We start from the raw sequence: 19,551 nt of genomic DNA, 5'->3' as shown, positions 1-19,551 counted from the left end.
GACCGCAGCCACCAGCCCCTGTCACCGCCCGAGCCGAAAACTGAAACGAACCACGACTCACGTGGCGAGACGTGAACTCAAGACCAGATCACTAGTCCGTTCGGCACACTGCCCGGTTCCAGCCAGGAGAAAGCGCCCGGGCCCCACAAGGTCCCGGGCGCTTCGTTCACCTGTGAGTGCTACTTCGGCTGCGGCTTGCGCACCGTCAGGTGCAGTTCCTTCAGCCGGGCCTCCTCCAGCTCCGTCGGCGCGCCCATCATCAGGTCCTGGGCGTTGCCGTTGAGCGGGAAGGCGATGGTCTCGCGGATGTTGGGCTCGTCCGCGAGGAGCATGACGATGCGGTCCACGCCGGGGGCGATGCCGCCGTGCGGCGGGGCGCCGAAGCGGAACGCGCGCAGCATGCCCGCGAACTTCTCCTCGACGGTCTCGCGGTCGTAGCCGGCGATCTCGAAGGCCTTGAGCATGATCTCCGGCTCGTGGTTCCGGATCGCGCCCGAGGACAGCTCGACGCCGTTGCAGACGATGTCGTACTGCCAGCCCAGGATGTCCAGCGGGTCCTGGGTCTCCAGGGCCTCCAGACCGCCCTGCGGCATGGAGAAGGGGTTGTGCGAGAAGTCGATCGAGCCGGTCTCCTCGTCCTTCTCGTACATCGGGAAGTCGACGATCCAGCAGAACCGGAAGACGCCCTCCTCGAAGTGCCCGGCGCGCTTGGCGGCCTCGACCCGGACCGCGCCCATGATCTTGGAGACCTCGTCGAACTCGCCCGCGCCGAAGAAGACCGCGTGGCCGGCGGCCAGGGAGAGCCGCTTGGTGAGCTCCGCGACGTTGTCCTCGGTCAGGAACTTCGCGATCGGGCCGGACAGCGAGCCGTCCTCGCCGACGCGGACCCAGGCCAGGCCCTTGGCGCCCTGCGAGACGGCGTAGTCGCCGAGCTGGTCGAAGAACTTGCGCGGCTGGCCGGAGACGTCCGGCACCGGCAGGGCGCGCACGTGCTTGCCCGCGAACGCCTTGAACTCCGAGCCCTCGAAGATGTCGGTGATGTCGACGAGTTCGAGCTGGGCGCGCAGGTCGGGCTTGTCGGAGCCGTACTTCAGCATCGCCTCGCGGAACGGGATCCGCGGGAACGGCGAGGTGACGTGGCGGCCGCCGCCGAACTCCTCGAACAGCTCGGTCATCAGCTTCTCGACGGGCTGGAAGACGTCCTCCTGCTCGACGAAGCTCATCTCGATGTCGAGCTGGTAGAACTCGCCCGGCGAGCGGTCGGCGCGGGCGTCCTCGTCGCGGAAGCAGGGCGCGATCTGGAAGTAGCGGTCGAAGCCGGAGATCATCAGCAGCTGCTTGAACTGCTGGGGCGCCTGCGGGAGGGCGTAGAACTTGCCCGGGTGCAGGCGGGAGGGGACGACGAAGTCGCGGGCGCCCTCGGGGGAGGTCGCGGACAGGATCGGCGTCGCCATCTCGTTGAAGCCGAGGGCCGTCATCTTGTGCCGGATGGCGGAGATGACCGCCGTGCGCAGCATGATGTTGCGGTGCATGCGCTCGCGGCGCAGGTCGAGGAAGCGGTACTCCAGGCGCCGCTCCTCGTTGACGCCGTCCTCGGTGTTGATCGTGAACGGCAGCGGGGCGGCAGCCCCGAGCAGCTCGACCTCGCCGACCTCGACCTCGACCTCACCGGTCGGCAGGTCGGGGTTGATGTTCTCGGCGCCGCGGGAGACGACCTTGCCGTCGACGCGGACCGTCGACTCCTTGGAGAGCTTGTCGAGGGCCTCGTAGGCGGGCGTGCCGGGGCGGGCCACGAGCTGCGTGATGCCGTAGTGATCGCGCAGATCGATGAAGAGGATGCCGCCCAGGTCGCGCCGATTGTGCAGCCAGCCACTCAGCCGGACGTCGGTGCCGACGTCAGAGGAGCGGAGCTCGCCGCAGGTGTGGGACCTGTACCGATGCATCGTCGTTCATCCAGTCTTCGCTGATCGGGGTCTGTGTTTCACGTGAAACTGGTCCCCAGCGTACCGGGCAGGCGAAGATCGACTCTCCCGAGTTCTCCGCGGGTGACGATCGCGCGCGCTTCCGCTCTCGGTGGCAGTGTTCGAGTACGTCTTCTTAAAGTGGGGCAATGCGCACTGGCGAGCCCCTGCCCGCCGTGGGGGAGGCACTGGCCGCCCTCGCGACCGGTCTGTGGCACTGGGACACCGCCACCGGGCTGGTCACGGTCGACGCCGAGGCGGCACGGCTGCTCGGGCTGCCCGCCGAACAGGTCAGCCTCACGGAGGCCCAGACCCGGGCCCGGCTGCACCCCGTCGACTGGAACGAGATCACCGGCGTCATCCAGCTGGCCGTCGCCGAGGGGACCCTCGCGGAGGTCCGCATCCGGATCATGGACGAGCAGGGGCAGGTCGTCCGGGTCGTCCGCAGCCGCTCCAAGCCGACCTTCGACCGGGCCCGCAAGGCCTATCTGCTGATCGGCACGCTCCAGGAGGTCACCGAGCCGACGCCGGGCACCCCGGCCGGGCGCAGCGCCGTCACCGGTGACTGGCGGCGCTCCCGGGAGGCGTTCCTGCTGGACGCCGGCCGGGCCCTGGCCGAGGCGCGCTCCACGCAGGAGGTCCTGCGGGTCACGGCGAATCTGTCGATGCCCGGCTTCTCCCCGGACGGGCTGGCCGTGTTCGGCGTGGAGGGCGACCGGCTGACGGTCATCGGCCACCACGGGCAGCAGCGGGGCACCGAGAGCCCCTTCTCCGACATGCCGCTCGACACGGACTACCCGGCCGCCGAGGTGGTGCGGACCGGCCGGGCCGTGTATCTGTCCTCCGCCGAGCAGTACAAGGCCCGCTATCCGCTGACCTGGCCGCTCGCCGAGCGCTTCGGCCGCCGGTCCTGGGCGTTCCTGCCGCTGACCGTGGCGGGGCGCACGATGGGCGCGTGGATGGCGGCGTTCACCTACCCGGTGGCGTTCACACCGGACGAGCGGTCCGTGCTGGCGACGGTGGCGCGGATGCTGGCGCAGGCGCTGACCCGGGCGGGCGTGGCCGAGAGCGAGCGGGCCCTGACCGACGGGCTGCAGCGCACGATGCTGCCCAGGCTCGGCTCCCAGCGCATCCCGGGCATGGGCGTCGCCGCCCGCTACGTGCCCACCGGCGGCGGCCTCCAGGTCGGCGGCGACTGGTACGACGTGATCCCCCTGCCCAGCGGACGGTTCGCGCTGGTCATCGGGGACGTCCAGGGGCATGACGTGCGGGCGGCGGGGCTGATGGGGCAGCTGCGCATCGCCCTGCGCGCCTACGCCTCGGAGGGCCACCGCCCCGATGCGGTGCTCTCCCGCGCCTCCCGCTTCCTGCACGGCATCAGCGACGAGGACCCCTACGACCCGCGCTTCGCGACCTGCGTCTACGTGGAGGTCGATCCGGCGTCGGGGCTGCTGGACATCGCCCGGGCCGGGCATCCGGACCCGGCGATCCGGATGGCCGACGGCACGGTGCTGACCCGGCCGACCTCGGGCGGTCTGCCGCTGGGCATCGACCCGGACGCCGACTACCCCACGACCAGGCTCGCGCTGGAGCCCGGCGAGACCATGCTGATCTGCACGGACGGCCTGATCGAGACCGGCGGCCACGACCTGGATACCGGCTGGCGCCGGCTGCGCCGGATCCTGGAGGAGCACCGGGGCGATCTGGAGGAGCTCGCCGACACCCTGGTCCAGGCGGTGCACGGACCGTCCTCGCACCACACCACCGGCCCGCTCGCGGACCGCCGCGAGGACGACATCGCGATGCTGCTGCTCAGCCGGGACGGCGGGGGCTGCGGCTGCGGCGACACCCTGACGGCGGCGCCGCCGGTGCGCCGCTCGGTGCTGACGGTCGCGCAGGACGAGCCCGAGCGGATCGCGGTGGCCCGGCAGCAGCAGCGGGAGCTGCTGCACGACTGGGCCGTGCCCGACCAGGTCGACTCCGCGGTGCTGCTGGTGTCCGAGCTGCTGACGAACGTCCTGGTGCACACCGACTCCGACGCGCTGCTCGTCACCGAGATCACCGGTGAGGTGGGGGAGCGGCGGCTGCGGATCGAGGTCACCGACGCGGGCGACGATCTGCCGCACAAGCGCAGGCCCGGGGAGCTGGCGTCCTCGGGCCGCGGCCTGGTCCTGATCGAACTGCTCGCGCACGCCTGGGGGGTGGACCCGCGGGGCGAGGGCAAGAGCATCTGGTTCGAGCTCTACGAGTCCGTGAACGGCTCGGGCGACGGTTCCTGGTCGCTGTAACCAGCCCTCGCCGTCAACACGCTGCACCGGATACACCCTTTCGCGTGACCGCCGGGTGAGTGACGACGACACCCTTCACACCGCCTGCACGATGAGTCCCCTGGCCGCATCCCGACCGCAGGCAAGGAATTCGCATGGGCAAGTCCGCATCCCGGGAGGACCGGGGCAAGAGGTCCTCCTTCTCGGTGTCGTACGAGGGCGGCAGCCAACGCGACCCCTCCACCCAGGTCAAGCTGGGACGCCTCTCGTACAAGGGTCCCGCCACCGCGATGGTGGCCGTCACCGTCGTGGCGATGGTGGGTGTGGTCGGCTACCTGTGGCTCGACGGCCGGAACACCCCGGGCGGCGCGGGGGCCGGGCCGGGCACCGGCGTGACGCCGAGTCCGTCCGCGCCCCCGGCCCCGGGCACGGCGGCCGCGACCACGGGCACCACGGCGACACCGGCGCCCGTCGCCTCCGGTCCCTCCGCCGACCGGACCGGCGGCGCGACACCGGCGGCCGCCGACGACGCCGGAGCGGCCGGCGGCGCTTCCGCAGCGGCCGCGGTGCGGGAGCACCGCAAGGTGGTGCTGCGCCCCTCGGGCAACGTCGACCTGGACTTCACCAACCGGTTCTCCGACATCACCTACTCCATGTCGCGCAACGACGGCTGGACCATCGCCGGCGCCAGCGGCGACCTCGCCACCGTGGAGGGCCCGGTGACCGCCGAGAGCTGCGCCGCGGCCACCGACTTCGGGTTCGTCATCGACCGGAAGAACATCCGCAAGGGACTCACCGCGTGCGTCCTGACCGACGAGAACCGGGTCGCCTCACTGACCGTCCTCGGCTGGCAGACGGACGACAACGGATTGTCGTCCGTCACCATGGACGTCACCACCTGGGACAACCCCGAGGCGCGGTGACGCCCGTCAGCCCTGCGGACCGCTCCCGGTCATCCCGTGCACCGCGGGAACGGTGCCCAGACGGCCCTTCTGGAAGTCCTCGAAGGCCTGCATGAGCTCGTCCTTGGTGTTCATCACGAACGGGCCGTAGTGCGCCATCGGCTCGCGGATCGGCTGCCCGCCGAGCAGGACGACCTCCAGGTCCGGCGTGTTCGAGTCCTGCTTCTCGTCCGCGCGGACGGTCAGCGAGGAGCCCGCGCCGAACACCGCGGTCTGGCCCGTGTGGACCGGCCGGCGGTCCGTGCCGACGCTGCCGCGCCCGGCCAGCACGTACGCCAGGCCGTTGAAGTCCTCGCGCCACGGCAGGGTCAGCTCCGCGCCCGGCGCCAGCGTGGCGTGGATCATCGTGATCGGCGTGTGCGTGATGCCCGGACCCTGGTGCCCGTCCAGCTCACCGGCGATGACCCGCAGCAGCGCGCCGCCGTCGGGGGTGGTGAGCAGCTGGACCGAGCCGCCGCGGATGTCCTGGTAGCGCGGGGCCATCATCTTGTCCTTGGCCGGGAGGTTCACCCACAGCTGCAGGCCGTGGAAGAGCCCGCCGGACATCACCAGGTGCTCCGGTGGGGCCTCGATGTGCAGCAGGCCCGAGCCCGCGGTCATCCACTGGGTGTCGCCGTTGGTGATGGTGCCGCCACCGCCGTTGGAGTCCTGGTGGTCGAAGATCCCGTCGATGATGTAGGTGACGGTCTCGAAGCCGCGGTGCGGATGCCAGGGCGTGCCCTTGGGCTCACCCGGCGCGTACTCCACCTCGCCCATCTGGTCCATCATGATGAACGGGTCGAGATGACGGTAGTTGATCCCCGCGAACGCCCGGCGCACCGGGAAGCCCTCGCCCTCGAAACCGCTCGGGGCAGTCGTGACGGTGAGCACGGGACGTGCCACGGCGTCGGCGGGAGCGGTCACGCGGGGCAGCGTCAGCGGGTTCTCGACGGTCACAGCAGGCATGTCGGTTCCTCCTCGTGTACGCCCACTTTAGTTGAGCGTTGAACTTTCTGCCACCCCAAACAGAGAAAACCGGGAGGGCATTCCCGGGCGACGGCGCAGCGAACCACGGAAGACCGGCATGGCGCGAGGGCCGGTACCCCCCTGGGGGATACCGGCCCTCGTGATCCGCCTTACGCGGCCGACTGGACCTCCTCCTTCTCAGCCTGAGCGGCCCCGGCCCCGGCCCCGGCCTCGGCGGTCTCGGTGTCGGCGGCCCCGGCCTTCCCGTCCCGCATCACCAGCGTGGCGACGACCGCCGCGGCCAGGACACCGACCGCGCTCAGGGTGAAGGTCGTCGACATCGAGGCGGTGAAGGCCTCCCGGGCCGCCCGCACCAGGCCCGCGTCCCCGCCGGCGACGGCGAGCGCCCCGCCGATGGACTCCCTGGCCTGCGCCGGGGCGCCGGCCGGCATCGCGTCGGTGTAGCCGCCGGAGAGCAGCGAGCCGAGGATCGCGATGCCGAGGGCGGTGCCGGACTGCTGGATGGTGTCGTTGAGGGCGGAGCCGACGCCCGCCTTCTCCTCCGGGATGGTTCCCATCAGCGCGGCCACGGCGGCCGGCATGGCCAGGCCGGCCCCCAGGCCCAGGATCCCCAGCGCCACGGCCGGGACCGTGAAGCCGCTGTCGGCGGTGAGCGTGGTCAGCAGGCCGAAGGAGACGGCCATCAGCAGCATCCCGCCGAGGATGACGAATCGGTTGCCCACCTTCACGGCGAGCTGCGCCCCGGCCGCGTTGCCGGCCAGCGCGGCCACGGCCAGCGGCAGGAAGGCCAGGCCCGCCTTGATCGCGGACCAGCCGAGCACGAACTGGAGGTACTGCGTCAGCACCAGCAGCAGCCCGGCGTTGCCGATCTGGACCAGGGCCAGGGAGAGCGAGCCGCCGCTGAAGTTGCGGTGCCGGAAGAGGACCAGCGGGACCATCGGCGCGCTGGTGACGTTCTGCCAGACCACGAAGCCGGCCAGGGCCGCCACCGCGCCGGCCAGGACGAGCAGGGACCGGCCCTCGAAGGCGCCGTGCTGCGGGATCTCGATGATCCACCAGACCAGGGCCGTCATGCCCACCGCCGACAGCACCGCGCCCAGCGGGTCCGGCTTCTGCCAGGGCGCCTTCGACTCCGGCATCAGCAGCACACCGGCCAGCAGCGCGAGAGCGACGATCGGCACGTTGATCAGGAAGATCGCCTGCCAGGCGAAGTGGTCGATCAGCACCCCGCCGAGGACCGGGCTGCCGACCAGCCCCAGCATCGACACCGAGCCCCACGCCGCCATCGCCTTGGGCCGCTCGTCCTCGTCGAAGACAGTGATCAGGATCGACAGCGTCGACGGCATGATCAGCGCCCCGCCGACGCCCATCGCGATGCGCACCGCGATCAGCTCGCCCGGCGTGCTGCAGAACACCGCTCCGAGCGAGGCCGCCCCGAACAGCAGCAGCCCGATCAGCATGATTTTCCGGCGCCCGAACCGGTCCCCGAGGCTGCCCGAGGTCAGCAGCAGCCCGGCGAAGACCAGGACGTAGGAGTCGAGGATCCACTGCGTCTCCTGGGCGCTCGCGCCGATGTCCTCGGTCAGCGCGGGCACCGCCACCGTCAGCGCCATGTTGTCGACGACCAGCACCAGCGTGCTCAGGCACAGCACGATCAGGATCCACCAGCGGCGTGGATGGCGAGCGTCCATGTCCTCTTCCCCTCCTGCGAACATCCTGCGAACACCGTTCGTTCGATGCGCACACTGTACGCATGGCGGAACAGTGTGCGCAACACCCGAGTTCTGTACGCTGATTGCGCACGCCGTTCGCACGAGTCTGGAGGAGCCGCGATGAGCAGGAGCAGGACGACGGACAGCAAGCCGATCCCGTCCGTGTGGGCCCGTGAGCAGCGCCGCGCCGACCAGCCCGCGCTCAGCCGGGACGCGATCGTGCGCGAGGCGATCGCCATGCTCGACGCGGACGGCGTGGAGGCGCTCAGCATGCGCAAGCTCGGCGCGCGCCTGAACGCCGGCGCGACCTCGCTCTACCGGCACGTGGCGACGAAGGACGAGCTGATGGAGCTGGCGGTGGACGAGGTGACCGCCGAGGTCCACGTCCCGCCGGCGGACCGTCCCGACTGGCGGGAGGCGGTCACCGAGGCCGCCCAGTCCTTCCGCAGGACGGCGCTACGCCATCCCTGGCTGACCCTGGTACTGGGCCAGGCCGGGCTCGCCTACCTGGGCCCCAACTACATGAACTTCTCCGAGCGGCTCGCGGCGCTGTTCACGGCGGCGGGCTTCCCCGAGCCGAGCCGGGCGATCGAGACCGTCTTCTCGTACGTCATGGGCATGAGCAGCGCGGAGGCCGCCTGGCTCACCACGGTCGCCCGCTCCGGCGAGACCGAGGCCGACCTCATCGCCCGCCTCATGCCCGCGGCCCAGCGGGCCGCGGCCGACCACAGTCACCTGGCCATCCCGCACGCGGAGGTCGAGGAAGCCACGACCGACCCCGCCGCCCTGCGCGACATGAAGTTCGCCTACGGCCTCGACGTCGTCCTGGACGGCCTGGCCCTGCGCCTGCCGAAGGGGTGAGAGCACGGGCTCAGCCCGCTGCGAAGCAAGGGCGTCTAGCCGTCTGCGAAGCAATGGCGTCTAGCCATACATCCGGCGCATCGCGAACTCGACCATCTGCTCCACGGCCTTCGCGTCGAACACCATGCGGTGCTCGCCCTCCATGTCGAGGACGAAGCCGTAGCCCGTGGGCAGCAGGTCCAGCACCTCGGCGCCGGTGATCACGAAGTACTTGGACTCCTTGCCCGCGTACCGGCGCAGCTCCTTGAGCGTGCTGAACATCGGGATCACCGGCTGCTGCGTGTTGTGCAGGGCGAGGAAGCCGGGGTTGTCGCCGCGCGGGCAGTACACCTTCGACGTGGCGAAGACCTGCTGGAAGTCCTCGGCCGCCATCTGCCCCGTGGTGAACGCGCGCACCGCGTCCGCGAGGGAGGGCGGGGACGGCTCGGGGTACAGCGGCGGCTGCTGCCCGTACCCGCCGGACATCGGCTGCTGCGGAGGGGCGTACTGCGCTTGCGGGCCCGCTGTCTGGTCGTAGCCGTACATGGGCGCAAGCGTACCGAGAGCGGCCGGGCGGCCGGGCCGGTATCCGGCCCCCGGAAACCGACAGCGACTTGACAGCCGCGGGCCCGTGGATCGCCGGGCCCGCCGCTCGTAGCGTCGAGTCATGAACGGACGCCATGACGAGGGCCCGCACGAGCACGACCGGGGCCTGGCCCACGACCTGCCCGTGCTCGCCCGCCGCAGGATGATCCGGCTGATGGCGGGCGCGGGGCTGGTCCCGCTCGTGGGCTGCACCGCGGACGGGAAGCCGTCGGCGTCGGCCCCGCCCTCGGCCTCACCCCCGGCGTCGGCGTGCGCGGAGATCCCCGAGGAGACCGCAGGGCCCTTCCCGGGGGACGGCTCGAACGGGGTGAACGTGCTGAAGGAGAGCGGCGTGGTCCGCAGCGACATCACCCGCAGCTTCGGCCGGTCCGCGGGCGGCACCGCGCGGGGGGTGCCGCTGACGGTCACCCTCACGGTGGTGGACGCCGCCTCCGGCTGCGGGACCCCGAAGCGGGGCGCGGCCGTCTACGTCTGGCACTGCGAGGGCCGGCGCCTACTCCCTGTACTCGGACGGGGTCACCGAGGAGAACTACCTGCGGGGCGTCCAGGAGACGGACGAGCGGGGACGGGCCACCTTCACCAGCGTCTTCCCCGGCTGCTACCAGGGCCGCTGGCCGCACATCCACTTCGAGGTCTTCGGCAGCCTCGCCGACGCCACGGCGGCCCGTTCGATCACCAACACCTCCCAGCTCGCGTTCCCCCGGGACGTCTGCGAGGCGGTGTACGCGACGGAGGGCTACGAGCGGAGCGTGACGCACCTGAGGAGTCTGTCGATCGAGTCGGACGGGGTCTTCGGCGACGGCCACGACCAGCAGCTCGCCACGGTCACGGGCAGCGTGGACGAGGGCTTCGGGGCGTCCCTCACCGTGCCGGTATGAGCCACGCGTCACAGATGACCGGATCGGGGTTGCCTCTTATTACCGACGGGTAGCATCATGTGTAGCTACTTGTTGGTACGTGAACTAGCGCGAGGATCCAGTGCCTCGCCGATCTCTCTACGGAGCCGGGAGCCGTCGCCATGGGGCACTACAAGTCGAATCTCCGCGACATCGAGTTCAACCTCTTCGAAGTACTCGGGCGCGACAAGGTCTACGGCACCGGCCCGTTCGAGGAGATGGACGTCGAGACCGCGAAGAGCATCCTGGAGGAGCTGACCCGCCTCTCGGAGAACGAGCTGGCCGAGTCCTTCGCCGACGCCGACCGCAACCCGCCGGTCTTCGACCCGGAGACCAACACCGCGCCGGTCCCGGCGTCCTTCAAGAAGAGCTACCAGGCCTTCATGGACTCGGAGTACTGGCGCCTCGGCCTGCCCGAGGAGATCGGCGGCACCACCGCGCCGCGCTCCCTGATCTGGGCCTACGCCGAGCTGATCCTGGGCGCCAACCCGGCCGTGTGGATGTACTCCTCGGGCCCGGCCTTCGCCGGCATCCTCTTCGAGGAGGGCAACGAGGTCCAGAAGCACATAGCCAAGATCGCCACGGAGAAGCAGTGGGGCTCCACGATGGTCCTCACCGAGCCCGACGCGGGCTCCGACGTGGGCGCCGGCCGCACCAAGGCCGTGCAGCAGGAGGACGGCTCCTGGCACATCGAGGGCGTGAAGCGCTTCATCACCTCCGGTGAGCACGACATGTCGGAGAACATCCTCCACTACGTGCTGGCCCGCCCCGAGGGCGCCGGCCCCGGCACGAAGGGCCTGTCCCTCTTCCTCGTCCCGAAGTACCTGTTCGACTTCGAGACCGGCGAGCTGGGCGAGCGCAACGGCGTCTACGCCACGAACGTCGAGCACAAGATGGGCCTGAAGGCCTCCAACACCTGCGAGATGACCTTCGGTGACCAGCACCCCGCCAAGGGCTGGCTGATCGGCGACAAGCACGACGGCATCCGGCAGATGTTCCGGATCATCGAGTTCGCCCGCATGATGGTCGGCACGAAGGCGATCTCCACGCTGTCGACCGGCTACCTGAACGCGCTGGAGTACGCCAAGGAGCGCGTCCAGGGTCCGGACCTGGCGAACTTCATGGACAAGACCGCCCCCAAGGTCACCATCACGCACCACCCGGACGTGCGCCGCTCGCTGATGACGCAGAAGGCGTACGCGGAGGGCATGCGCGCGCTGGTGATGTACACCGCCTCGATCCAGGACGCCATCCAGATCAAGGAGGCCGCCGGCGAGGACGCCGCCACCGAGCACGCGCTGAACGACCTGCTCCTGCCGATCGTCAAGGGCTACGGCTCCGAGAAGGGCTACGAGCAGCTCGCCCAGTCGCTGCAGACCTTCGGCGGCTCCGGCTTCCTGCAGGAGTACCCGATCGAGCAGTACATCCGGGACTCCAAGATCGACACCCTCTACGAGGGCACCACGGCCATCCAGGGCCAGGACTTCTTCTTCCGGAAGATCGTCCGCAACCAGGGCGCCGCGCTGAACTCCCTCGCCGAGGACATCAAGAAGTTCCTGGCGCTCGGCACCGGCGGCGAGGAGCTGGCGGGCGCCCGCGAGCACCTGGCCAAGGCGGCCGTGGAGCTGGAGGCGATCGTCGGCCTGATGCTGACCGACCTCGCGGCCACCGAGCAGGACGTCAAGAACATCTACAAGGTCGGGCTCAACACCACCCGCCTGCTGATGGCCTCCGGTGACGTCGTCGTCGGCTACCTGCTGCTCAAGGGCGCCGCGATCGCCGCCGAGAAGCTGCAGACCGCCTCCGCCAAGGACAAGGCCTTCTACACCGGCAAGATCGCCGCCGCGAAGTTCTTCGCCGCCAACGTCCTGCCGGGCGTCACGCTGGCCCGCAAGGTCGCCGAGGGTGTCGAGCTGGACCTGATGGAGCTGGACGAGGCCGCGTTCTGATCCGCGTGTTCTGATCCGCACGTCCTTCGCGCGAGGGCCTGTTCCCCTGCACCGGGAACAGGCCCTCGTCCGTCGTTAAGGTGAATGCATGACCGAACCAGCCCGCCCGTCTCCCGCCGCCGCCCCTGCAACGAGCGCTCCGCGCGCACCTCTCACTTTCGACCGCGGCCACACCGACGACCTCATGACCTTCCTGGCGGCCAGCCCCACGCCGTACCACGCCGTGGCGAACGCCGCCGAGCGGCTGGAGAAGGCCGGCTTCCGCCAGGTCGCCGAGACGGACGCCTGGGACGGGACGAGCGGCGGCAAGTACGTGCTGCGCGGCGGCGCGATCGTCGCCTGGTACGTGCCGGAGGGTGCCGCGCCGCACACGCCGTTCCGCATCGTCGGCGCCCACACCGACTCCCCCAACCTGCGCGTCAAGCCGCTCCCCGACAGCGGGGCGCACGGCTGGCGCCAGGTGGCCGTGGAGATCTACGGCGGGCCGCTGCTCAACTCCTGGCTCGACCGCGACCTCGGCATCGCCGGCCGCCTGACCCTGCGCGACGGCTCGACGCGTCTGGTCGACGTGGACCGGCCGCTGCTGCGCGTCCCGCAGCTCGCCATCCACCTGGACCGCTCGGTGACGGCCGACGGCCTCAAGCTCGACAAGCAGCGGCACATGCAGCCCGTGTGGGGCCTCGGCCGCGACGTGCGCGACGGCGACCTGATCGCCTTCCTGGAGGAGAGCGCCGGCATCCCCGCGGGCGAGGTCACCGGCTGGGACCTGATGACGCACTCCGTGGAGCCGCCCGCCTACCTGGGCCGCGACCGCGAACTGATCGCCGGACCGCGCATGGACAACCTCCTGTCGGTGCACGCCGGCACGGCCGCGCTCGCCGCCGTCGCCTCCTCCTCGTCGCAGCCGGCGTCCATCCCGGTCCTGGCCGCCTTCGACCACGAGGAGAACGGCTCCCAGTCGGACACCGGCGCGGACGGGCCGCTCCTCGGCAACGTGCTGGAGCGCTCGGTCTTCGCGCGCGGCGGCTCCTTCGAGGACCGGGCGCGCGCCTTCGCCGGCACGGTCTGCCTGTCCTCGGACACGGGCCACGCCGTCCACCCCAACTACGCGGAGCGGCACGACCCGACGCACCACCCGCGCGTCAACGGCGGCCCGATCCTCAAGGTCAACGTCAACAACCGCTACGCCACGGACGGTTCGGGCCGCGCGGAGTTCACGGCGGCCTGCGAGGCGGCGGACGTGCCGTTCCAGTCGTTCGTCTCCAACAACTCCATGCCCTGCGGCACCACGATCGGCCCGATCACCGCCGCCCGGCACGGCATCAGGACGGTCGACATCGGCGTGGCCATCCTGTCGATGCACAGCGTCCGCGAACTGTGCGGCGCCGACGACCCGTTCCTGCTGGCCAATGCGCTGACGGCGTTTCTGGAGAGGTAGAACGGGCCGCCGCCGCATGGGTGTTCGCCTCCGGGGTACCCGGTTGTTCCGGGACCGGACCGACCGGACCGTACAGGGAGGCGACACACATGGGCCTCGGCGGATGCATCATCCTCATCGCCGTGGGAGCCATCCTCACGTTCGCGACCGACTGGGACATGGAGGGAGTCAACCTCGACCTGGTCGGAATCATCTTCATGATTGTCGGACTGATTGGCGTCACGGTCTTCAGCAGCATTTACCGGCGCAGGCGCGTGGTCGTGCCACCGGCGGCGGGCGTCGTCGACGACCCGGCCGCCCACCAGCGCCGCGACGGCTACACCGGCGGGTACGGGGTGTGACGCCGGACGCTCAGGCGTCCATCCCGGCCAGCACCAGGGAGAGCCGGCCGGTCCCCGTCCCCGTGAGGCGCACCGGTACGCCCCAGTCCTGTTGGTGGACGTGACAGGCGGGGAACTCGGTGGCCGGGTCGTCGTCGCAGGACGCGGCCATCGCGGAGACGTGCAGCACGCCCTCCCTCACGGACGGTTCGAGCGCGAGGGTGCGGGACAGGTCAGTCCCCGCACCCTCGCCTTCGCGCAGCAGCTCCGGCGGGGTCGAGGAGACCAGCAGGCGGGTTGCGGGGCCGTAGCGGTCGTCCAGCTTCTGCCCCGCGGGCGCCTGGAAGACGACGTCCAGCAGCAGCCGCCCCTCGGCGACCTCGGTCGGCTCCCGCCGGGTGCGGTGGGCCACGTCCGGGACCTGCACCGCCTCCTCCGGCAGCCGCAGCCGGGTCAGCCGGTGCCGGGCCGACTCCACGACCACGATGTCGTCGCCGTCCAGCACGGCGTCGCTGGGCTCGCGCAGATCCGTGGCCAGGGTCGTCACCTCGCCGGTCGCCGGGTCGTAGCGGCGCAGGGCGTGGTTGTAGGTGTCGCTGACGGCGACCGAGCCGTCGGGCAGGGCCGTGACGCCCAGCGGATGCTGGAGCAGGGCCTGCGACGCGGCGCCGTCACGGTGGCCGAAGTCGAACAGGCCCTCACCGACGGCGGTGTGGACCGAGCCGTCGGGGTCCACCCAGCGCAGGGCGGACGTCTCCGAGTCGGCGAGCCACAGCCGCCCGGGCGTGGCGGCGAGGCCCGAGGGCTGCGCGAACCAGGCCTGGTCGCCGGGTCCGTCGACCAGCCCCTCGTTGGTCGTCCCGGCCGTGACGGCCACCGTCCCGTCCCGCGGGTCGTACGCCCACAGCTGGTGGATCCCGGCCATGGCGATCCAGACGCGGCCCTGCCACCAGGCCACGTCCCACGGTGAGGACAGGTCGACCTCGCGGGCGGGCCCCGAGGTGGCCGAGCCCTGCCACCACTGCCGGCCCGTGCCGGCGAGGGTGGTGACCTCGCCGGCGGCGAGGTCCAGCCGCCGCAGGGCGTGGTTGACGGTGTCGGCGACGACCACCGTCCCGTCGTCGAGGAGGGCGAGTCCCTGCGGCTCGTTGAACGTGGCCGTGGCGGCGGACCCGTCGGCGAAGCCCCGCGTGCCGGCGCCGAACACCCGCACCACGCTCTCCCCGTCCGCGGCGAGCTCCACCAGCCGGTGCCGGGTCGTGTCGCTCACCAGGAAGGTGCCGCCCGGCAGCCGCACGGCCTTGCCCGGGAAGCGCAGCACCGTCGGCTCCGGCTCCGGCGGCACGTACGGCCCGTCGCCGCGCCGCAGGGTGCCCTTGGCGGTGTGCTCCGCCTCAAGCTCCCCGACCAGGCGCTCGATGGCGTGTACATGCCCCTCACCGGCGTGCTGGGCGACGACGTACCCCTCGGGGTCGATCACCACGAGCGTCGGCCAGGCGCGCACCGCGTACTGCTTCCACGTGGCCAGCTCCGGGTCGTCGAGCACCGGGTGCTCCACCCCGTAGCGCTCCACGGCGTCGGCGACCGCCCCGTGCTCCGCCTCGTGGGCGAACTTCGGGGAGTGCACCCCGATGACGACGACCGTGTCCCGGTGCTTCTCCTCCAGCTCGCGCAGCTCGTCCAGGACGTGCAGGCAGTTGATGCAGCAGAAGGTCCAGAAGTCCAGGATGACGATGCGTCCGCGCAGGTCGGCGAGGGTGTACTGCTGTCCGCCCGTGTTCAGCCAGCCGCCCTCGCCGGTCAGCTCGGGGGCGCGGACGCGGGCGCGTCGGCGTACGGAGTCGCTCATGACCCCAGGGTGTCATCCGGCTGCGGCGTCGGGTCCAGGGCATGACCGGTCGTGGCGTCGACGTGGTCCGGGATCTCGCCGGGGCGGTCGCCGACCGTGAGGGTGCCGGTGGGTTCGAACATCAGGATGGCGGTCGGGACGGGGGCGTACGGCTTGTGCTCGGTGCCGCGCGGGACGGTGAAGACGCTGCCCGCGGGCAGCACGACCGTGCGCTCGCCGGCCGGCTCGCGCAGGCCGATGTGGAGTTCGCCCTCGACGACGAGGAAGAACTCGTCGGTGTGGTCGTGGACGTGCCAGACGTGCTCGCCCTCGACCTTGGCGATCCGGACGTCGTAGTCGTTGACGGCGGTGACGATGCGCGGGCTCCAGCGGTCGGAGAAGGAGGCCAGGGCGCGGGCGAGGGAGACGGGTTCCTGGGTCATGGGCCGATCCTGCGGGGTGCGGACCGACGGGCACGAGTGCTAGGAATCGCACATGTCGCAAGGATCCTCGCAGCGCCCGCACCGGGTCGCCGTGATCGTGGACGAGGGCACCAACCCCTTCGAGGTGGGGGTGGCCACCGAGCTGTTCGGGCTGCCGCGGCCCGAACTGGGGCTGCCGGGGCCGCTGTACGAGGTGGTGCTGTGCGGGCCCGCGCCACGGATCCGGATGAACCACGGCTTCTGCACGCTCACCGGCGTCCCGGGCCTGGACGCCGTGGACGGGGCGGACACGCTGGTGGTGCCGGGCCGGCCGGACAACGTCGTGCCCCGGGTCCCGGCCGTGCTGGACGCCATCCGGCGCGCCCACGCGCGGGGCACCCGGATCGTGAGCTTCTGCACCGGCACCTTCGCGCTCGCCGAGGCCGGGCTGCTGGACGGGCGGCGGGCGGCGACGCACTGGCGGTGGGCGGACTCCTTCCGCCGGCTGCACCCGAAGGTGCTGCTGGAGCCCGACGTGCTGTTCGTCGACGAGGGCGACGTGCTCACCGCCGCGGGCAGCGCGGCCGCGCTCGACCTCGGGCTGTACATCTGGCGGCGTGACCAGGGCGCCGAGATCGCCAACCACGTCTCCCGCCGGCTGGTCTTCGCCGCGCACCGGGACGGCGGGCAGCGGCAGTTCGTGGAGCGGCCGGTGCCGGACGTGCGGGACGAGTCCCTGGGGCCTCTTCTGGCGTGGGCGCAGGAGCGGCTGGGCGAACCGCTGACCGTGGCGGACCTGGCCGCACACGCGCGGGTCAGCCCCGCCACGCTGCACCGCCGCTTCCGCGCCCAGCTCGGCACGACCCCGCTGGCGTGGCTCACCGCCGAGCGGGTGGCGCTGGCCTGCCGGCTGATCGAGCGGGGCGAGGAGCGGCTGGACGTGGTGGCCGACCGCAGCGGGCTCGGGACGGCCGCCAACCTGCGGGCGCGGCTGCGGCGGGCGACCGGACTCAGCCCGTCGGCCTACAGGCGGCGTTTCGGCGGCGGAGGCGGGGAAGCCCTGGTCCCATGAGATTCCTCGTGTACGACCGGCTCCTCGGCTTCGGTGACGACTACTGGATCGAGGACGAGCACGGCTCCAAGGTGTTCCTCGTCGACGGCAAGGCCCTGCGCCTGCGCGACACCTGGGAGCTGAAGGACACCCAGGGCCGCGTCCTCGTCGACATCCACCAGAAGATGCTCGCCCTGCGCGACACGATGGTGCTCCAGCGGGCCGGGGAGCCGCTGGCGACCATCCGCCGCAAACGCCTGTCCCTGCTGCGCAACCACTACCGGGTTTCCCTGGCCGACGGCAGCGAACTGGACGTCAGCGGCAAGATCCTGGACCGGGAGTTCGCCGTCGAGTACGACGGGGAGCTGCTCGCGGTGATCTCCCGGCGGTGGCTCACCGTGCGCGACACCTACGGCGTGGACGTGGTCCGCGAGGACGCGGACCCGGCGCTGCTGATCGCGGTGGCGGTGTGCGTGATCCACCTGGCGGAGAAGGAGCGGGAGGACTGAGGACGCCCCGGTCAGGGCCTGCGCGGCGGCTGGAGTCCCAGCACCCGGTCCTTCAGCGCCGGGAACTGCTCCCGGGTCGTCGCGACCTTCCCCGGGTCGAACTCCACGGTGAGGACCTCCTCGTGGGCACCGGCCTCGGCCAGCACCTCGCCCCACGGGTCGACCACGATCGAGTGGCCGGACTGGGGGACCCCGGCGTGCGTCCCGGCCGTCGCGCAGGCGAGTACGAACGACTGGTTCTCCACGGCCCGGGCCTGCGCGAGCAGCGTCCAGTGGGACCGGCGGCGCTCGGGCCAGCCCGCCGACACCACGAGCGTCTCGGCTCCGGCGTCGACCAGTCCGCGGAAGAGTTCGGGGAAGCGCAGGTCGTAACAGGTGGCCAGGCCCAGGGTCGTCGCGGGCAGACGCACCGTCACCAGATCCTCGCCCGCGCCCATCAGCACGGCCTCGCCCTTGTCGAAGCCGAACCGGTGGATCTTGCGGTAGGCGGCGGCCAGGTCGCCGGAGGGCGAGAAGACGAGGGAGGTGTTGTACAGGGGGCCGTCCGGGTCCCGCTCGGGGATGGAGCCGGCGTGCAGCCAGACGCCCGCGTCGCTCGCGGCCTTGGCCATCGCCTCGTAGGTGGGCCCTTCGAGCGGCTCGGCCTCCGTGCCGAACGCGTCATAGGCGAACGCGCCCGTGGTCCACAGCTCCGGCAGGACGACGAGGTCGGCACCGGCCTGCTCCCGGACCAGGGAGGCCGCCCGCCGCCGGCGCGATTCGACCGATTCGCCCTCGTCTACGGCGATCTGGATCACAGAGGCGCGCACACTACCACCGTCCTGGCATTCGAGCCGTCCACACGGGCCTACGATCGTCACACGAAAGCACTGCCGGGGTGCCCCACAGCAGCGTAACTTAGCTCGCAAGACACCCGCCGACAGCCGCCACCTCCCACTGGCAACGCCGCCACCACCTGCCCGTGCACCGACCGCCGAGGGGTCCCGTTCCGTGAGTCTGCATCCCACCCTCCAGCCCTACGCCGACGCCTGGACCCACTCCATCGAAGCGATATCCGAACTGGTCCAGCCGCTCGCGGAGGCCGAATGGAACCGGCGTACGCCGTGTCCCGGGTGGTCGGTGCGGGACGTGGTGTCCCATGTCATCGGCCTCGACTGCGAGATGCTCGGCGACCCGCGTCCCATCCACACGCTGCCGCGCGACCTGTTCCACGTCACCAACGACCACCAGCGCTACATGGAGATGCAGGTCGACGTGCGCCGGCACCACACGGCGCCGGAGATGACCTCCGAGCTGGAGTACGTGATCATCCGCCGCAACCGCCAGCTGCGCAACGACTCGCGTGACCCGGGCACGAAGGTGCGCGGGCCGCTCGGGGCCGAGCTCACCCTGGAGGAGTCCATGCGCCGGCACGCCTTCGCCGTGTGGGTGCACGAGCAGGACCTGCGCACGGCCCTCGGCCGGCCCGGCAACCTCGACTCCCCCGGCGCGCACCTCACCCGGGACGTGCTGCTCGGTGAACTCCCGCGCGTGGTGGCGGAGGACGCGCAGGCGCCGCGCAGCTCGGCGATCGTCTTCGACGTGCACGGCCCGATCGAGTTCCTGCGCACGATCCGCGTCGACATCAACGGCCGCGGCACCCTGGAGACGGCCCCGGCCCTGGGCCCCGCCGCCACCCTCACCCTCGACTGGGAGACCTACGTCCGCCTGGCCTGCGGCCGGGTGACGCCCGAGGCGGTCGCCGACCGGCTGAAGACGGAGGGCGACCCGGACCTCACGGCGGCGATCCTGCGCAACTTCACCGTGACGCAGTGACCCGGCCGC

16 protein-coding genes and 1 pseudogene are annotated in these 19,551 nt (G+C 71.4%); 10 read left to right on the top strand and 7 right to left on the bottom strand.

From position 1 onward, the window contains the following. Window positions 1–179 precede the first annotated feature (179 nt). The gene (gene aspS / locus CHR28_RS35465; protein WP_094057841.1) at window positions 180–1,943 is read right to left on the bottom strand and encodes an aspartate--tRNA ligase; all 1,764 of its coding nucleotides are present in this window, start codon (window positions 1,941–1,943) and stop codon (window positions 180–182) included. A gap of 167 nt (window positions 1,944–2,110) precedes the next feature. Between aspS and CHR28_RS35460 the strand changes: the two genes are divergently transcribed. Beyond that, window positions 2,111–4,249, top strand: coding sequence for a SpoIIE family protein phosphatase (locus CHR28_RS35460; RefSeq protein WP_094057840.1), 2,139 nt, complete (start codon window positions 2,111–2,113; stop codon window positions 4,247–4,249). 134 nt (window positions 4,250–4,383) lie between these two features. After that, window positions 4,384–5,151 carry a hypothetical protein gene (locus CHR28_RS35455; RefSeq protein ID WP_094057839.1) on the top strand — a complete coding sequence of 256 codons (768 nt, stop codon included), beginning with the start codon at window positions 4,384–4,386 and terminating at the stop codon, window positions 5,149–5,151. A gap of 6 nt (window positions 5,152–5,157) precedes the next feature. On the opposite strand, the gene CHR28_RS35450 is transcribed toward CHR28_RS35455, so the two are convergent. Together CHR28_RS35450 and CHR28_RS35445 are read right to left on the bottom strand one after the other, a co-directional pair. Further along, a complete protein-coding gene (locus tag CHR28_RS35450) occupies window positions 5,158–6,135 on the bottom strand; it encodes a pirin family protein (RefSeq protein ID WP_094057838.1) in 978 nt (325 codons plus the stop codon). A 170-nt stretch (window positions 6,136–6,305) separates the two neighbouring features. Then, complete coding sequence (locus tag CHR28_RS35445; RefSeq protein ID WP_094057837.1) at window positions 6,306–7,847, bottom strand: MFS transporter; 1,542 nt, start codon at window positions 7,845–7,847, stop codon at window positions 6,306–6,308. A 141-nt stretch (window positions 7,848–7,988) separates the two neighbouring features. Here CHR28_RS35445 and CHR28_RS35440 point away from each other — a divergent pair, with 141 nt between their 5' ends. Next, window positions 7,989–8,729 carry a TetR/AcrR family transcriptional regulator C-terminal domain-containing protein gene (locus CHR28_RS35440; protein WP_094057836.1) on the top strand — a complete coding sequence of 247 codons (741 nt, stop codon included), beginning with the start codon at window positions 7,989–7,991 and terminating at the stop codon, window positions 8,727–8,729. 60 nt (window positions 8,730–8,789) lie between these two features. Here CHR28_RS35440 and CHR28_RS35435 read toward each other — a convergent pair whose 3' ends face one another. Further along, the gene (locus CHR28_RS35435) at window positions 8,790–9,254 is read right to left on the bottom strand and encodes an SseB family protein (RefSeq protein ID WP_094057835.1); all 465 of its coding nucleotides are present in this window, start codon (window positions 9,252–9,254) and stop codon (window positions 8,790–8,792) included. 121 nt (window positions 9,255–9,375) lie between these two features. On the opposite strand from CHR28_RS35435, the pseudogene CHR28_RS35430 reads away from it, so the two are divergent. The 4 genes and pseudogenes from CHR28_RS35430 (at window position 9,376) to CHR28_RS35415 (ending at window position 13,938) form a co-directional block, all read left to right on the top strand. Continuing rightward, window positions 9,376–10,192, top strand: a pseudogene (locus CHR28_RS35430) (dioxygenase family protein). 140 nt (window positions 10,193–10,332) lie between these two features. Beyond that, window positions 10,333–12,159, top strand: coding sequence for an acyl-CoA dehydrogenase (locus CHR28_RS35425; protein WP_094057834.1), 1,827 nt, complete (start codon window positions 10,333–10,335; stop codon window positions 12,157–12,159). An 88-nt stretch (window positions 12,160–12,247) separates the two neighbouring features. Next, window positions 12,248–13,597, top strand: a complete 1,350-nt coding sequence (locus CHR28_RS35420; RefSeq protein WP_306437594.1) for a M18 family aminopeptidase — start codon at window positions 12,248–12,250, stop codon at window positions 13,595–13,597. Window positions 13,598–13,686: 89 nt separating this feature from the next. After that, complete coding sequence (locus CHR28_RS35415) at window positions 13,687–13,938, top strand: DUF6458 family protein (protein WP_094057832.1); 252 nt, start codon at window positions 13,687–13,689, stop codon at window positions 13,936–13,938. A 10-nt stretch (window positions 13,939–13,948) separates the two neighbouring features. Here the strand turns inward: CHR28_RS35415 and CHR28_RS35410 are convergent, their stop codons facing one another. Then, a complete protein-coding gene (locus CHR28_RS35410) occupies window positions 13,949–15,766 on the bottom strand; it encodes a thioredoxin-like domain-containing protein (RefSeq protein ID WP_094057831.1) in 1,818 nt (605 codons plus the stop codon). Then, a complete protein-coding gene (locus CHR28_RS35405; RefSeq protein WP_094057830.1) occupies window positions 15,763–16,188 on the bottom strand; it encodes a cupin domain-containing protein in 426 nt (141 codons plus the stop codon). Before CHR28_RS35405 ends, CHR28_RS35410 begins: the two co-directional genes overlap by 4 nt. A 52-nt stretch (window positions 16,189–16,240) precedes the next feature. Here CHR28_RS35405 and CHR28_RS35400 point away from each other — a divergent pair, with 52 nt between their 5' ends. Both CHR28_RS35400 and CHR28_RS35395 read left to right on the top strand, forming a co-directional pair. Then, entirely contained in the window at window positions 16,241–17,239 is a 999-nt protein-coding gene (locus tag CHR28_RS35400) for a GlxA family transcriptional regulator (RefSeq protein WP_094057829.1), read from the top strand. After that, window positions 17,236–17,727: an LURP-one-related/scramblase family protein gene (locus CHR28_RS35395; RefSeq protein WP_094057828.1), complete on the top strand. Its 492-nt coding sequence runs from the start codon at window positions 17,236–17,238 to the stop codon at window positions 17,725–17,727. The genes CHR28_RS35400 and CHR28_RS35395 overlap by 4 nt, the downstream gene beginning before the upstream one ends. Window positions 17,728–17,738: 11 nt before the next feature. Here the strand turns inward: CHR28_RS35395 and CHR28_RS35390 are convergent, their stop codons facing one another. Then, window positions 17,739–18,536 carry a carbon-nitrogen family hydrolase gene (locus tag CHR28_RS35390; protein ID WP_094057827.1) on the bottom strand — a complete coding sequence of 266 codons (798 nt, stop codon included), beginning with the start codon at window positions 18,534–18,536 and terminating at the stop codon, window positions 17,739–17,741. A 181-nt stretch (window positions 18,537–18,717) separates the two neighbouring features. Between CHR28_RS35390 and CHR28_RS35385 the strand changes: the two genes are divergently transcribed. Further along, window positions 18,718–19,542, top strand: coding sequence for a maleylpyruvate isomerase family mycothiol-dependent enzyme (locus CHR28_RS35385; RefSeq protein ID WP_094057826.1), 825 nt, complete (start codon window positions 18,718–18,720; stop codon window positions 19,540–19,542). Window positions 19,543–19,551 lie beyond the last annotated feature (9 nt).

The sequence above is a fragment of the Streptomyces sp. XY006 genome (genome assembly GCF_002237655.1).
GTDB lineage: Bacteria > Actinomycetota > Actinomycetes > Streptomycetales > Streptomycetaceae > Streptomyces > Streptomyces levis.
This window is presented reverse-complemented; position numbering and strand designations above follow the sequence as displayed.